The sequence below is a fragment of the Bacillus sp. BSL6 genome, from assembly GCF_052928345.1.
Genome location: NZ_JAVGCW010000002.1, coordinates 372287 through 386404 on the forward strand (window position 1 = coordinate 372287; position 14118 = coordinate 386404).

At 34.3% G+C, this 14118-nt stretch carries 12 protein-coding genes; 2 read left to right on the forward strand and 10 right to left on the reverse strand.

What is annotated here, in order from left to right; genetic code table 11:
• Positions 1 to 85 precede the first annotated feature (85 nt).
• The gene (locus RCJ96_RS08165; RefSeq protein WP_416504424.1) at positions 86 to 1582 is read left to right on the forward strand and encodes a DUF3149 domain-containing protein; all 1497 of its coding nucleotides are present in this window, start codon (positions 86 to 88) and stop codon (positions 1580 to 1582) included.
• A 29-nt stretch (positions 1583 to 1611) separates the two neighbouring features.
• On the opposite strand, the gene RCJ96_RS08170 is transcribed toward RCJ96_RS08165, so the two are convergent.
• Entirely contained in the window at positions 1612 to 1893 is a 282-nt protein-coding gene (locus tag RCJ96_RS08170; protein WP_000495540.1) for an aspartyl-phosphate phosphatase Spo0E family protein, read from the reverse strand.
• A 336-nt stretch (positions 1894 to 2229) separates the two neighbouring features.
• On the opposite strand from RCJ96_RS08170, the gene RCJ96_RS08175 reads away from it, so the two are divergent.
• Positions 2230 to 3000, forward strand: a complete 771-nt coding sequence (locus RCJ96_RS08175; protein ID WP_000549803.1) for a divergent polysaccharide deacetylase family protein — start codon at positions 2230 to 2232, stop codon at positions 2998 to 3000.
• A gap of 67 nt (positions 3001 to 3067) precedes the next feature.
• Here the strand turns inward: RCJ96_RS08175 and cbpA are convergent, their stop codons facing one another.
• The 9 genes from cbpA to RCJ96_RS08220 form a co-directional block, all read right to left on the reverse strand.
• Positions 3068 to 3691, reverse strand: a complete 624-nt coding sequence (gene cbpA, locus RCJ96_RS08180) for a cyclic di-AMP binding protein CbpA (RefSeq protein ID WP_001264219.1) — start codon at positions 3689 to 3691, stop codon at positions 3068 to 3070.
• A 125-nt stretch (positions 3692 to 3816) separates the two neighbouring features.
• The gene (locus tag RCJ96_RS08185; RefSeq protein WP_000895995.1) at positions 3817 to 4446 is read right to left on the reverse strand and encodes a class II aldolase/adducin family protein; all 630 of its coding nucleotides are present in this window, start codon (positions 4444 to 4446) and stop codon (positions 3817 to 3819) included.
• Between the two features lie 248 nt (positions 4447 to 4694).
• A complete protein-coding gene (locus RCJ96_RS08190; RefSeq protein WP_416504427.1) occupies positions 4695 to 6995 on the reverse strand; it encodes an NEAT domain-containing leucine-rich repeat protein in 2301 nt (766 codons plus the stop codon).
• A gap of 413 nt (positions 6996 to 7408) precedes the next feature.
• Positions 7409 to 8191 (reverse strand): DeoR/GlpR family DNA-binding transcription regulator, encoded by a 783-nt coding sequence (locus RCJ96_RS08195; protein WP_000117662.1) that lies wholly within the window; start codon positions 8189 to 8191, stop codon positions 7409 to 7411.
• 40 nt (positions 8192 to 8231) lie between these two features.
• Complete coding sequence (locus tag RCJ96_RS08200) at positions 8232 to 9416, reverse strand: saccharopine dehydrogenase family protein (RefSeq protein WP_074607946.1); 1185 nt, start codon at positions 9414 to 9416, stop codon at positions 8232 to 8234.
• Positions 9413 to 10510 carry a 2-aminoethylphosphonate--pyruvate transaminase gene (phnW, locus tag RCJ96_RS08205; RefSeq protein ID WP_270796250.1) on the reverse strand — a complete coding sequence of 366 codons (1098 nt, stop codon included), beginning with the start codon at positions 10508 to 10510 and terminating at the stop codon, positions 9413 to 9415. Before phnW ends, RCJ96_RS08200 begins: the two co-directional genes overlap by 4 nt.
• Positions 10511 to 10525: 15 nt before the next feature.
• Positions 10526 to 11320, reverse strand: coding sequence for a phosphonoacetaldehyde hydrolase (gene phnX, locus RCJ96_RS08210; RefSeq protein WP_416504431.1), 795 nt, complete (start codon positions 11318 to 11320; stop codon positions 10526 to 10528).
• Positions 11321 to 11341: 21 nt separating this feature from the next.
• A complete protein-coding gene (locus RCJ96_RS08215; RefSeq protein ID WP_139302781.1) occupies positions 11342 to 13099 on the reverse strand; it encodes a putative 2-aminoethylphosphonate ABC transporter permease subunit in 1758 nt (585 codons plus the stop codon).
• The gene (locus tag RCJ96_RS08220; RefSeq protein ID WP_000006186.1) at positions 13100 to 14101 is read right to left on the reverse strand and encodes a putative 2-aminoethylphosphonate ABC transporter ATP-binding protein; all 1002 of its coding nucleotides are present in this window, start codon (positions 14099 to 14101) and stop codon (positions 13100 to 13102) included.
• Positions 14102 to 14118: the final 17 nt, after the last annotated feature.

A 14118-nucleotide genomic window follows, 5' to 3' on the forward strand; every position in this document is an offset into this window, starting at 1 on the left:
ATATTATGAATGATTCTTGAATAAAAACATGACAATTTTAACATAGTTTATATATAATGATAATAAAAAAGAAGGAGTACCAAATTTGAAATTCAAATTCCACAGCATAGTTTTATATATATTGCTTGTTATCCTACCAACAACAGGGATTGGTGCTACATTTTATTCATATCATTCGTATAAAATGAAACAAGAAAATAAACAAGTTGCCCATACGGTTCTCTTTTTATATAGAGACTATTTAGATCACCACCTTGGCGAAGCAATTTCTGCCCTAGAAATGCTCGCAAAGGTCGTAGGAACCGAGACTGGAAATATTAATGGGATGAAAGAAATTGTACATGATACAGATGGAAACGATGCACGTTTTTCTGGTCTATATTACGCTACACCAGAAGGTATCATTACAATCGCATCGGAAGGTGACCAACCACCTGTTGATGTCTCAGATCGTAAATATATTCAAAACGCATTACAAACTAAGAAAACAACTGTATCATCCGTCATTACAGATCGTGTTCTTGGCCATCAAGCTATTATGATTGCTTCCCCCATTTTTAATAAACAGAAGGAGCTCTCAGGCTTATTGTTAGCAAGTTTACGCTTTGACTACATTTCATCATCTTTAAATGCCATTAAGCCACAATACCATTTTGAAGTAACTGATAAGTATGATGTAGTTTTTCTAACCGATGATAATAACGAAACAAGTGATGCACATTCTAATATGCTTACTACTCCACTCCAAAGATTAGATTGGAAGGTCTCTGTTTCTCCGTTACCTATTCATCAAAAAACTTTAAATCAGTGGGTTGCCGTAGAATGTATAGCTACTTTATTTTTAATGTCAATTTTATTTTTACTCGCTCAATATGTGTTGTTAAAACGACAAACAAAACTAGAAAGACAACAAAATGAACTACAAAAAATTGAATTAGTTGGAACTTTTGCAGCTAGTACCGCCCACGAAATCCGTAATCCACTTACCGGAATTAAAGGGCTCGTCGCTCTATTAAAAGAGAAATATAAAGATGAACAAGATCAGTTCTATTTTTCCATCATCGAACAAGAAATAGAACGAATTAATGAAATTGTAAGTGAATTTCTTATTCTTGGAAAGCCAACTGCAATCATTGAACAAACATATGATGTGAGAACCATTCTAAATGAGGTAGCATTAATTATTCAATCTGAGGCGAATCTACATAATATTGTATTCCATTTACATTTGCCAGACCGTCCTGTTCATATCCGGTGCTCAAAAGACCATATGAAACAAGTGGTTTTAAACATTACAAAAAATGCAATTGAAGCTATGACTTCTGGCGATACACTAACTATTTTCGTAACAAACAATGAAACACACGCACAATTGCAAATTATAGATACTGGAAAAGGGATTCCAAAACATATTCAAAAACACCTCTTTCATCCGTTCTTTACTAATAAAGATACTGGAACAGGTCTTGGACTTGTCATATGTAAACGAATTATAGAGATGTACAACGGGCATATTTTTATTAACAGTATAGAAAACGAAGGAACGACAGTTCATATCGAAATTCCGTTACACATAGTATAATTATCCTTATCCCTAAAGGGTAATTATACTTATTTCATAAAACCAGCCACAAGCATTCGCCAAAAATTACTTGATTTCCCTTCATACCCAATTTGAAAAATAGGTACCTTTATAATTGATAACCATTTTGGTGTTTGTTTTTCTTTATAACACTGGTACTGTAAAATAAGCTTGTCCAATTCTTGACTAACTTGAATCGTCTCCGTACTATTTAACCCACTCGTTAAACCTAATTGAATCATCTCTTCACGTTTCATATGAATATCACGTGAAAGCTTTTCTAATGTGTACTTCCTTTTTACAGTAAACATTCATATCCCCCTTATTATACTTCCATGCTCTCTACTTCACTTCTCCATTGAACTTTTAACTGCTTATCATATTTGAATTTGAAGAATCAGAAAATTTAACATTTTCTCCCTGTAATTTACAAATCTTTACCCTCACTTTGAGAATTATTACAAATTATTCTATCTTTGTAAATACATTCGCAATAATAGACAATTTTTTTATCTCCTTTTTTTACAAACACCAATTAAATAGCGGATTCCCTATTTTCCATATACTTTTCTTCGACATTTTTTGTTTAATTTATATAAAAACGCAAACCATAATGGTGATTGATAATATAGAAAGGAAATAGTTATATGCACAAATATACGATTGCATTGCTTATTTTGACTATGTTTTTACCATCCTTCTTGTTTCCTGTTGAGGCCAAGGCCCATACAAATAAAGTAGCTATTGTCATTGATGACTTCGGCAATAATATGAAAGGAACTGATAAAATGTTATCACTTCCTATTCCACTAACTGTTGCTGTTATGCCTTTTCTTCCTTCCACAAAAGAAGATGCGATAGCGGCTCATAAGAAAGGACACGAAGTTATTATACATATGCCAATGGAACCGATTAAAGGTAAAAAAGAATGGCTTGGACCAAAAGCAATTACAACTGATTTAAGCGACGAAGAAATAAATAATCGACTCGAACAAGCGATTCAAGAAGTACCACATGCAATTGGGATGAATAATCATATGGGATCAAAGGTGACTGCAGACGAAAGAATTGTACGACTTATACTCGCAGCTTGTAAAAAACACGGTTTATTTTATTTAGATAGCAAAACAAATCCTAAGAGTGTCGTCCCAAAAATCGGGAAAGAATTAGGAGTACCAATTATTGAAAATCAATTATTTTTTGATGACGTGTACACAGCGGCTCATATTTCAAAACAAGCCCAATTACTCATTAAAAAACTTCAAGAAAAACCGATTATGGTAGCTATCGGACATGTTGGGCCTCCAGGTGAAATTACATCACGTGTTATAGAAACCTCTATTCCTAAAATTCGTGAACATGCAGATTTTATTTTTTTATCCGATTTAGCATTATCTCCGCCTCCTGTTTCAAAATAAGATTCATGACTCAAACTAAAAAAGAGAGCAATCTGCATATAGCAAATTGCTCCCTTTCCTTTTCATCTTAAATATAATCTACATGACTCACCCTGAATCCTTTTTTCTCTATTTTTTCGATTAATTGCTTTAATCTTTTTTCATTTAACTCATCTGTTATATTGACAATAACGCGGCGAATATATTGATCGCCGTTATCTAGCGTAAATAGTCCACCGATATGAAATGCTTTCAACAATGTCCCAAGTTCTTTAATCGTTCCCTTACAATCTTGTGTTGCAATCGTTAATATATAACCACCCGTCCGCATACCAAATGAATCCTCAATAACATCAAATATATTGGAATGCGTTAAGATGCCAACAAATTCATTATAATCATTTAGTACAGCTAAAAACGGCAAACGACGAATAACATAAAATGCTCTGAAAAAAGAGTCCTTTTCAAAAATAAATGCAGTGGAATCTTCCAGCATATGTTCCGTACTTAATTCCTCTAATCCACCATTACACTTCTTTTCTAAAAGATCCACTTTATAAATAATCCCCATGAATTTCTTTTCATCTTCTGCTAATACAGGGATTGCTCGAAATCCCGTTTCATTCATAATTTGCAGAGCCTTCTTACCTGAATCGTTCATTTTGCAAAATGTTACTTGCTGTTTTGGCAGAAAATGATATTTAACTCGCAAAATATGTTCCTCCTTACATGTCAACATGTAATCTATATATAATAAGGAGACCTATATTTTATGAGTAAAATTATTTTTAAAACGCTTTCATTTACCTATTGACTTGTAACGACATCACAAACATTTCATATAACAGAGCTCTTTGCACCTTTTATCATTAACAATTTTACATGGTAGTTCATTAAATATTCTATACCCTCCAACCATTTTTTCGCGTATTCTGGAGTTTTTCCCCACACAATCATGCCATAATTATGAACGAGAACTACTCCTCCACCTTCAATAAAATTCGGCACATTATTCTCTAATAAATCTGCGAATTTTTTCTCATCTTCTACAATGGGAATTGTCATTTCTGTTATACCTTCTTTTCCAAAAACACGTTCCACGCTACGTTTATCGAATGTTACTTCCCCTTTTTCTCCATACAACTCTGATATTAAATGACTATCTACAGTCTGTACTTGTAAAATACATTCTGCACTACTTTTTTTATAAATATCTGCATGCATAAATGATTCCGCAGCTGGTTTTTCTTCATTTTCAAATACTGGTTCACACATACAGTTTACAACAATAAAATCTTCTTCTGAAAATAACCCTTTATCTCTTCCTTCAACGTTTACTAAAAAAGTTAACGGCTCTTTTGACGTACAAAGTGATAAGCTAATTTTTGTACCATAAAACCAATCACGAAGTGCTAGTTCAGATTTCACATCTTTTAATTCATTCCATTTCTTTAGAAAAAATAACATTTCGTCACCCCCGGCGTAATATTCATATAATGTTCGAATCCTTTCTATGTAAAAGGAGTATTTTTTGATTATTCTAAAAATTTAATTGAATTATCACATGAGAACGCCTTTTTGTCAATATAGTTTCACGTCTCTTCTTTAAAAAGGGCTATTCATATGTCTATACTCCTGTATATTGACTATTTCATTTTATACATAAAAAATACGTTATTCTTTTTCAATCAAAGAATAACGTATTTTCTCATCTTTTATTTCATTATTGCGTTATATAAGAACTGTGCATATTGTTCACGTGTTACAAAATCATCACCTAAAAAGTTTCCTTTTCCATCACCTTTTGATATGTTATTGTCCGCTAACGCTTTCACATATTCTTCTGCCCAATGACCAGTTGGTACATCATTAAAGTTCACTTTATTATTTTCATCTTCTTTTAGCTGAAATACTTTATATAATACTACAGACATTTCGTATCGAGTTAATACTCCATCTGGACGAAACTCCCCAGTACCATCTCCTTGCATAATTCCAGCTTGCGCAACTGTAGCAATATCTTGCTCAAACATATGTCCCTTCGTATCTGTAAATCTCTCTTTCTGCTCTACTTTATGTTCTAATTTCAAATACCTTTGTACTAAAGACGCAACTTGTCCACGAGTAATACGATCCCCAAATCCAAATTGTCCATTTCCATATCCCTTAAAAATATTTTCTTTCGCTAAATAATGAATTGCTTCCTCTGACCAATGTCCTTTTGGTACATCTTTAAATTCTACTACTCCTACTTTTTCATCTTCTTTAGAAGTGTTATCTTCTTTACTTTCTACCACATTTTGAATCACAGATCCTGTGAAGAAGATTCCTGTATCCGCAAATGGATCTTTTACACCAAATTCATATACTTTCTCACCCGGTGTACTCCACTTAACTGCATCATTACTATACGTACCGCCTTCGCTCTTTAAACGAATTTTTGTAGAGATTTTACCATCTTTCTCGTATATAGGTACTTTTACTTCTTTATTTACTTCTGTTTCCTCTAAAAATACTTTTTGATTTTGAACATTGATATAGGCTGTTTTACTTAGTTCTATAACTGGTCGAACATCACGAATTTCATTTGCAACAAAACTTAAGAATACTAACTTTTTCAAATTGCTAGCTGGTGTTAAGTCTGAAATATAATTCGCTTCTAAATCAAGCTTTTGTAAGTTTACTAGACTTGATAATGGAGTAATATCCTTTAACTCATTGTTAGGTAAGTGTAATTGTTTTAACTGTGTCATCTTACTTAGAGGAGTAACATCTTTTATTTCATTTTTCCCGATCCACAATTCTTCTAATTGCTTCATTTGCTCAATACCGGATAAATCTTTTACTTTATTACGTGTTAATACTAAGTCTTTTAAAGGTAATGAATATAACGGTTTAATATCTTCAATTTGATTACCTGCTAAAGTTAAATATGTTACATTTTTCAACGCGCTTAATGGCGCAACATTCGTAATTTTATTATTTGCTAAATTCAAGTAATCTAGTTGTTCCATTTTCGCTAATGCTGTTACATCTTCTATTTGGTTGCCTGATAAATATAAACTTTTTACATTTTTCATTTCAATTAATGGTGCAACGTTCGTAATTTTATTATTACTTAAATCAAGAGAATCTAAATGATCCATCTTAACAAGTGGTGTTACATCTGAAAATTCATTACCACGTAAAGCTAAATGTTTCAATTGTTTTAAGCTCGTAAAGAATGATGGATCTTTTATCTTCGCATTCGCAACTGTTAAAGATTTTAAATTTGGCATATATTTTAATGCACTATAATCCAGTATCTCATTCGTATTTAAAAACAAGTCCTTTACTTGTAATAACTCTTCTTTCGTGATTGGTGTATTTAAATCTTTTCTATTAAATACCTTTTTATTAACAAGCTCTCTTAATTTATTATCTGTTATCATATTTTGATTATCAACTGGATGATCCGTCTCCGTATTGCCTGAATTAGAGTTATCATCTCGTTTCTCTGTTTCTTTGTCACCTACAGTTGGATCTTTAATTTCAAATTGAACTTGATATTTGTGATCATATCCAATAGCCGGAATAAGTATATGCATTTGCATATTGTGCTTCTTCTCAAACTCGCCAATTTCAAATTGAACCACTTTCGTTCCATTCTTCCTCTTATCTTCTGACAAAACTTTCACATCATGAAATACGCCAGGTTGGTTTTTATCCTCTATTCTAAGGTATTGAAAATAATCGCTATCTTGCATTGTTACAGTTACAATTTTTTTCCCATCCGCAATCGTTACCTTAGGATCTTTTATATATTGAGAAACCATAGATGGCTCGTCTTTTTGATCCTTATATATTTTAATCTCAGTATCGTATGTACGTTCACTAGCTGCCGCTACCGATTGGTTTGCTTCAATTTTTATTGCTGCTAACGCTGAAGTAGAGTATGCAGCAAATGGAATTGCTAATGTTGTCGCTACTACTAGCGCCTTCATATAATTTTTTTTCAAAATAATATCCCCTATCATATATAATCTTTATAATTGATAAACATTATCAATTACTCATAAATAAATGATAATGAATATCATTATCGATGTCAACGAGAATATTACATTAAATTTATATTTTTAAAGGTAAAAAATATAAAAGCCCTTTATTCAAAGAGCTTTTTTACCTATCGTATGAAGAATTTCATTTTTCTCCTTCTCATTGATGACACCAATTTTTCGCAAAATATTTGCATACAATACAAGTTTATTATATATCCGTTCTGACATACTTCCCCTTCTTTCCTTCGACCAACTTTTTTTGTATTGGTAAATTATATGAAAGAGATGGGAAAATGTGTCCACTTTTTTTGCATAAATACAAATCTTTTATCCCGCTATTTGCAGGCAGTAAAACTCCCACCTCACAATCAGGTGGGAGTTCTACGTATTTAACAAATTGTCCATTGAATATTATGCCTTTTAACTTCCTCTTCAAAACTATAGGGCATTTTCTTATCACAAATTACATGTTGAATGCGCGAAAACGCTGCTATTCGGTAATTTCCTTTTACGCCTACCTTTGTATGATCACATAAAATATATGTTTTCTCTGCTAATTTCATCATCGCTTCTGACAGTTTCGCCTTTTCTAATTCAAAACTAGAAACTCCAAAACCAGGTAATAATCCATCAATCGAAACAAATGCTTTATGAAAATGAAATTGCTGGATAACTTGCTGCGAAATAGATCCTGATACACGTGAATGTTTTGGAGATACCTTTCCACCAATAAATAAAACTTCACCGTGAAACATCTTTTTATTAATAGAAGAAATTAATTGTGTCGCTACTGGAAATGAACTTGTTACAATCGTTAAATTTTTGCGATGTACAAGATATGGTACCATTTGAAGTGGTGTACTTCCGTCATCAATCGCAATAACATCTCCATCTTCTACAAATGTTGCTGCTTTATACCCAATTCGCTTCTTCTCTTCTATATGTAGCATCTCTCGTTCTAACATTGGTGCCTCTATTCCAGCTCCCGGAAGTTGGACGGCTCCACCATACACTTTCTTCAACTTCTTTTCACGATCCAATTCTTCTAAATAACGACGAATCGTCTCTGTTGATACAGCAAACTCTCTCGCTAATTCTGAAACTTTTACCTTCCCTTTAAACTCTACCTTCTCAAGAATGGTTCGCTTTCTTTCTTCACCTACTACAGACATAACCTCACCCCATTGATTTCTACCTCATACACTGCCTTACTTATACAAAGTTATAACTTTCCTTTTCAACGAAAACTTCCTCGTGAATATGAATACCACGCTTTTTTAGTTCATCAAAAATAATTTGTGGTTTGACAAAAGCTTCCTCGGGTGTCACAACACCAACTTTATTTACATTCCCATTTGCGATTAGCTCTGTAGCAATCCCAAATGGAATACCGACGTTTCTCGTATAAGCTCTTAATTTTTCCCATCCTACAACAGATCCATCAGATAACGGGTGTGTATGATATAATACACGTCTTTGTTTCTCATTATTTTTCATACCTATTACTTCTACATGAAGTGCATAACCGTAAATCTCTGTTTCTTGTCCTTCTTTCGATTGCAATAAATACTTCGCAATACAATCCATTATGCCGATTTCTTTTCCATTTATTTCAACTGAATCATTACGCAATATACCATAATCATACAATGCACGTACGAGCTGCATATTTTGCTTTGGCCAAGTTCCTCTCGTCTCTATTAGTTTAACGCCTTTATTTTCTAATGCTTTTGCTAACGTAATCGTTTCAGAATGCGGTATGATATACTGCGTTGTCTTACCATAAGGCGCCGGTAATTCAATTTCTCTTGGACGCGCAAACGGAAGCACTTGCTTAAACTCACCATCTTCATACACTGTACGCGATGGCAAATGTGGATCATATTCATATGTCGTTGTTTCTGTAATGGATGCAGAAAAAGCAATGGGACGATACGAACCATGACTTACACGAACTGACTCTACAGTATGTAACTGATTTGCTGCATACATCGCCATCATTTGCGTTACACCTGGCGTCATACCAAACCCAGGTAAACATGTTTTTCCGTTTTGAACAAATATAGAATGCGAATCATTTTCTTCACCAAATCCATTTAAATTCACACCGTGACAACCTGCTTCTGCAATACATCGAGTAGATAATCCATTTAACTTAATTGTTGTACCATCCATTACAATGTCATAGCCCTTCATTTTTGCAACCGTATCCTCATGATTCGTTACATCTACTTTCACAAAATCAACGCGAGGATCGTTGAGCCATTCTACTACTTTAAGCCCCTCTTCTTCGTTAAAATCTGCTACTGTAATCGTCTCAAAAGATGAAAATTGCACTAAATCTAAAATTGCTTCACGACAAATTTTACCTGCTCCACCTAAGCAAAATACTTTCAACCTATAACAACTCCTTTAGCGATACTATCAACTAAGCGATGAATATCTGCCTCATGTACATCACCAATATTTCCAATGCGGAATGTATCTACTTTTGAAATTTTACCTGGATATATAACAAATCCATCACGCTTTAATTCATTGTATAATTGCTCAAAATCAAACCATTCTTCTGGATAAATGAAAGATGTAATAATAGGCGATTGATATTTTTCATCTACTAGTGGCTTAAATCCGATTTCTCTCATTCGATTCACCAATAGTTTTTGATTGTTATCATATCGATTGTAACGTGCTTTTACTCCGCCCTCTTTTTCTAATTCAAGTAGTGCTTGATAAAAAGCGTGTACAACATGTGTAGGTGATGTAAAACGCCATTTTCCATTTTGATTTTCCATCGTTTCCCATTGATCGTATAAATCTAAAGATAATGAACGTGCCTGCCCTTTACATTTCAACAATTCATCGCGCTTTGCAATAACAAATCCGAACCCTGGAACCCCTTGAATACATTTATTCGCACTACTAATTAGAAAGTCAATTTGCAACTCAGCGATATCTATTTCAATACCACCAAAACTACTCATTGCATCAACTAGTGTTACTTTTCCGTATTGCTTCCCTAAATTACATACATCTACAATTGGATTGATAATACCTGTTGTTGTTTCACAATGAACAACTGCAATATGTGTAATCTCTTTATCTTGTTGTAATATCTTTTCTACTTCTACAATATTAGTAGGCTCCCACTCTTCTGTTTGACTGACCACCACATCTATATGTAACATCTCTGCCATTTGTACAATTCGCTTACCATACGCACCATTTGTACAAACAAGCAGCTTTCCGTTTTTTGGAATGACAGAACCGATTACTGCTTCAACTGAAAACGTACCGCTTCCTTGCATTAATACTGTTGTATATCTCTCTTCTTCCTTCGTTGCTAACGATACAAGTTTAGCTCTTACCTGTTGCACCATCATGTTATATTCAACATCCCACGTACACCAATCGTATAGCATAACTTCTTTTACTGTTTTTGTTGTCGTTAATGGTCCTGGCGTTAATAATAAGTAGTGATTTTCAGTCATGATCCTATTCCCCTTTTATGAAATAATAAATTCTTGTTTCTCGATCTGTTCAATTACGTTTTCGAGTCCCTGCATCGTTTCAATCGTAAAGTGCGCTCCATTTTCAACAAAGCGATTACGAACTACTTCTATTTTTTCACGAAGTTCTACTGGATCCATGTTCTCCACTTCCTCTTCACTTAAGCCGAGTTCGCTACTACCAAGAATTACACCAACCGTCCACATACCAGCATTTCTTCCCTCTTTCATATCTGATACCGTGTCTCCAATTTTTATCATATGATTCATCGGGTATACACCAAGTTCCATCGCATTTTTATAGCACATCCAAGGGTACGGACGGCCTGCTGAAACATCATCTGGCGTCACAAGAACATCAGGTTTATATCCTTGTATTTCTGCTTCTTTTGTAACGATGTCCATCATTTCTCTCGTATAACCAGTTGTTGAGCCAATTTTAAGGCCTCTTTTACGTAATGAAGCAACCACTTCTTTCACCCCATCAATTGGCGTGGCATAGTGTGGCAAAATAGTAAAGAGTATTTCTTCAAACTCTTCATACATCTCGTGAATGTCTGCTTCTGTTGGTAGATGTCCGAAAATACGCTCCCACTCATTCGCAATACGAGGCATTTCTGTTAGTGCCCTTACATGATCGATCTTTAATAATCCCATCGGTTTACGGGCTTCTTCATCTGTAATTTTAACACCACGTTTACGAAAAATTTTTATGAATACTTCCAGTGGTGCAAAACATCCGTAATCAACTGTCGTACCTGCCCAATCAAAAATAACTGCTTCTATTTTCATTCAATCCATCACCCTTCTCACTTATCTTTTTTGCCATTGTGAAGTTCGGTTACGAAGTGCTTTCGTTCCCCATTCATATACAACTCTCACTACAATATTTGTAACAACAATAAGTACACTCATTGCAGCTGCTGGCGCTACATTTCCTGCATCATCCATATTTACGATTGATACGGCAGCTAGTTTAAAATCAGCTGCGTATAAGAATACAACCGCTGACACAGTTACCATCGAATTGACGAAATAGTACATCACCATTTCTAAAATTGCTGGTAAACACATCGGTACTGTTACTCTAAAGAATGTTTTATAAAACGGAATGCCCATCGACTGCGAAACAAGCTCAAACTCTCGGTCTAATTTCTTTAAAGCAGTCGTTGCGGTAACGAATGTTACCGAATAAAAATGAATGATATTGACTAGTACTAGCACAGCAATTGTTCCGTATAAAGAATGAAACGGATTCGTTACTGAAAGTCCAAGTATTTGAATCGTTGGTTGACTAAAGAAAAAGACGTATCCCAATCCAAGTACTAAACCTGGGATTGCTAAAGGGACAATCGAGAAAAAGTAGCCTGTTTTTCGGAAAAACTTTAGCTGATCTATTTTCTCAATCGCATATGCGAACATAAATGTTAAAATTGCCCCAATAACTGCTGTAACTGCTGAGACAATCACACTATTTTTAAATGCTTCAAGTCCATCTCCTGTTAAACTCGAAAAATTAAAATGCTCAAATGTAAAACTCATATTATATGGCCATACTTTCACACTTGCAGCAATACCAACCGCCACAAATAAAAGAATAATCATAAGTGTAATCACACTACAATATATGAATGAGACTACATCTCTTTTCTTATTAGCCGTTATTCTATATGGCACTGCTTTGGAAGATAAGAAATTCGCCTGCTTTCTTTGCGTAATGCGATCAACTGCAAATGCAAATATAGCTGGGATTAATAAAATCATTCCTACAGTTGCACCCATCGGCATATTTTGTTGTCCAATTACTTGTTTGTATACATCAGTAGCAAGTACATTATATTGCCCACCAACAATTTTTGGTGCGCCAAAATCAGTAAAACTAAGTGTAAACACAACAAACATCGCACTAATTAATCCATACTTTACACTAGGTAAAGTAACAGTGAGAAATTGCTTTGTTTTACTCGCTCCCAACATATTAGAAGCTTCGTATAAACGATAATCAGAACCTTGGAAAGCAATTAATAATATAAGAAATGCTTGCGGAAATGTATACATGACTTCAGCCATTACAATTCCTACTGGTCCATATAAAGGGATTTGTATACCTTCAAATAAACCAAACATCCCTTTCGTTACTAATCCTTGATTACCAAATAAATATGTAAGTGCGATACCATGCATCATCGTTGGTGCGAATAATGGTAACAACGCGACATATTGAAATACACGCTTTCCAAATACATTCGTACGAGCGATCGCATAGGCGTAAGCGAAAGCGAGTGTTACTGCAATAATTGTTGTTGCACCCGAAACCCATACCGTATTTTGTAATGATTGAACTAGCGTTGGTGTTGTGAAATATTTACTGAAATTCGCAACACCAATGAAAGCTCCATCTTTATCATAAAAAGCTTGTGTAAATAATTGTAATAGCGGCAATACAAGCATAATCAAAAAGGCAAGGATCATACCAATAATTAATAGTCTTTGTACCCACTCTTCTTTACCGATACGTCTCTTAATCTTTTTTTTCGTATTTTCTACCTTTAAATCTTCTAACATCTCCATCTATACAACAACCTTCTTTCCATATGACAACATATGATTTTCTGAGAAAGAGATTTGAATTGGCTTTCCTTTCCTAATGGCTGTTTTTTCTACTTCTGATGCCAATATATCTACAACGATTTTCTCATTATATAGATGCGTTTTCTCATCTATAACGCGCACTTCTGTCCGGTATACAGATCCGCGAAACTCCATGCTTTCTACAATTGTTTTCATACCATTATTTTGTACGACTGTTACATGTTCTGGACGAATTGCATGTTCTTCGTTATTTTTCGAAAAGAAATTAATAGAACCAATAAAATCTGCCACAAACGGATTGGCTGGTCTTTGGTAAATCTCCTCTGGTGTGCCAATCTGCATAATTTCCGCATGATTCATTACAACAATTTTATCAGCCATCGTTAATGCCTCTTCTTGATCATGCGTGACCATAATAGTTGTCACTCCTACTTTTTCTTGCAAATCACGCATTTCTCTACGTAACTTTTCACGTACTTTTGCATCTAAAGCAGATAACGGCTCATCGAGTAACAAAATATCTGGAGACAGAGCGAGTGCACGTGCAAGTGCTACTCGCTGCTGTTGTCCACCAGACATTTGAGCAGGATATTTATCTTTTACATTCAGTAAATCAACTAGTTCTAACGCCGATAGCGCCTTCTCTTTTACTTCTGCTTTTCCATACTTTTTTGTCTTTAAGCCGTATTCAATGTTTTCAAGTGCTGTTAAATTCGGAAATAACGCATAGGATTGAAACACCATTCCGAAATTCCTCTTTCCAGGAGGTAATGCTGTAATATCTTTTCCATTCACAGCTATACTACCTGTTGTCGCCTCTTCTAGCCCTGCTAAAATTCGAAGCAATGTTGTTTTCCCACAACCACTTGGGCCTAATAAACATACAAACTCATTTTTTTTCACAGTAAAAGAAATATCTTTTAACGCTGTAAATGCATCAAACTGTTTTTGAATGTGTTGAATTGATAAATATTCGCTCATTTTTTCTCTCTCCCACT

Excerpts from the sequence above, each read along its gene's own strand:
- RCJ96_RS08170 (WP_000495540.1), bottom strand. The coding sequence starts at position 1,893 with ATGTTTACTGTAAAAAGGAAGTACACATTAGAAAAGCTTTCACGTGAT.
- RCJ96_RS08175 (WP_000549803.1), top strand. The coding sequence starts at position 2,230 with ATGCACAAATATACGATTGCATTGCTTATTTTGACTATGTTTTTACCA.
- RCJ96_RS08185 (WP_000895995.1), bottom strand. The coding sequence starts at position 4,446 with ATGTTATTTTTTCTAAAGAAATGGAATGAATTAAAAGATGTGAAATCT.
- RCJ96_RS08190 (WP_416504427.1), bottom strand. The coding sequence starts at position 6,995 with ATGATAGGGGATATTATTTTGAAAAAAAATTATATGAAGGCGCTAGTA.
- RCJ96_RS08195 (WP_000117662.1), bottom strand. The coding sequence starts at position 8,191 with ATGTCTGTAGTAGGTGAAGAAAGAAAGCGAACCATTCTTGAGAAGGTA.
- phnW (WP_270796250.1), bottom strand. The coding sequence starts at position 10,510 with ATGACTGAAAATCACTACTTATTATTAACGCCAGGACCATTAACGACA.
- phnX (WP_416504431.1), bottom strand. The coding sequence starts at position 11,320 with ATGAAAATAGAAGCAGTTATTTTTGATTGGGCAGGTACGACAGTTGAT.
- RCJ96_RS08215 (WP_139302781.1), bottom strand. The coding sequence starts at position 13,099 with ATGGAGATGTTAGAAGATTTAAAGGTAGAAAATACGAAAAAAAAGATT.
- RCJ96_RS08220 (WP_000006186.1), bottom strand. The coding sequence starts at position 14,101 with ATGAGCGAATATTTATCAATTCAACACATTCAAAAACAGTTTGATGCA.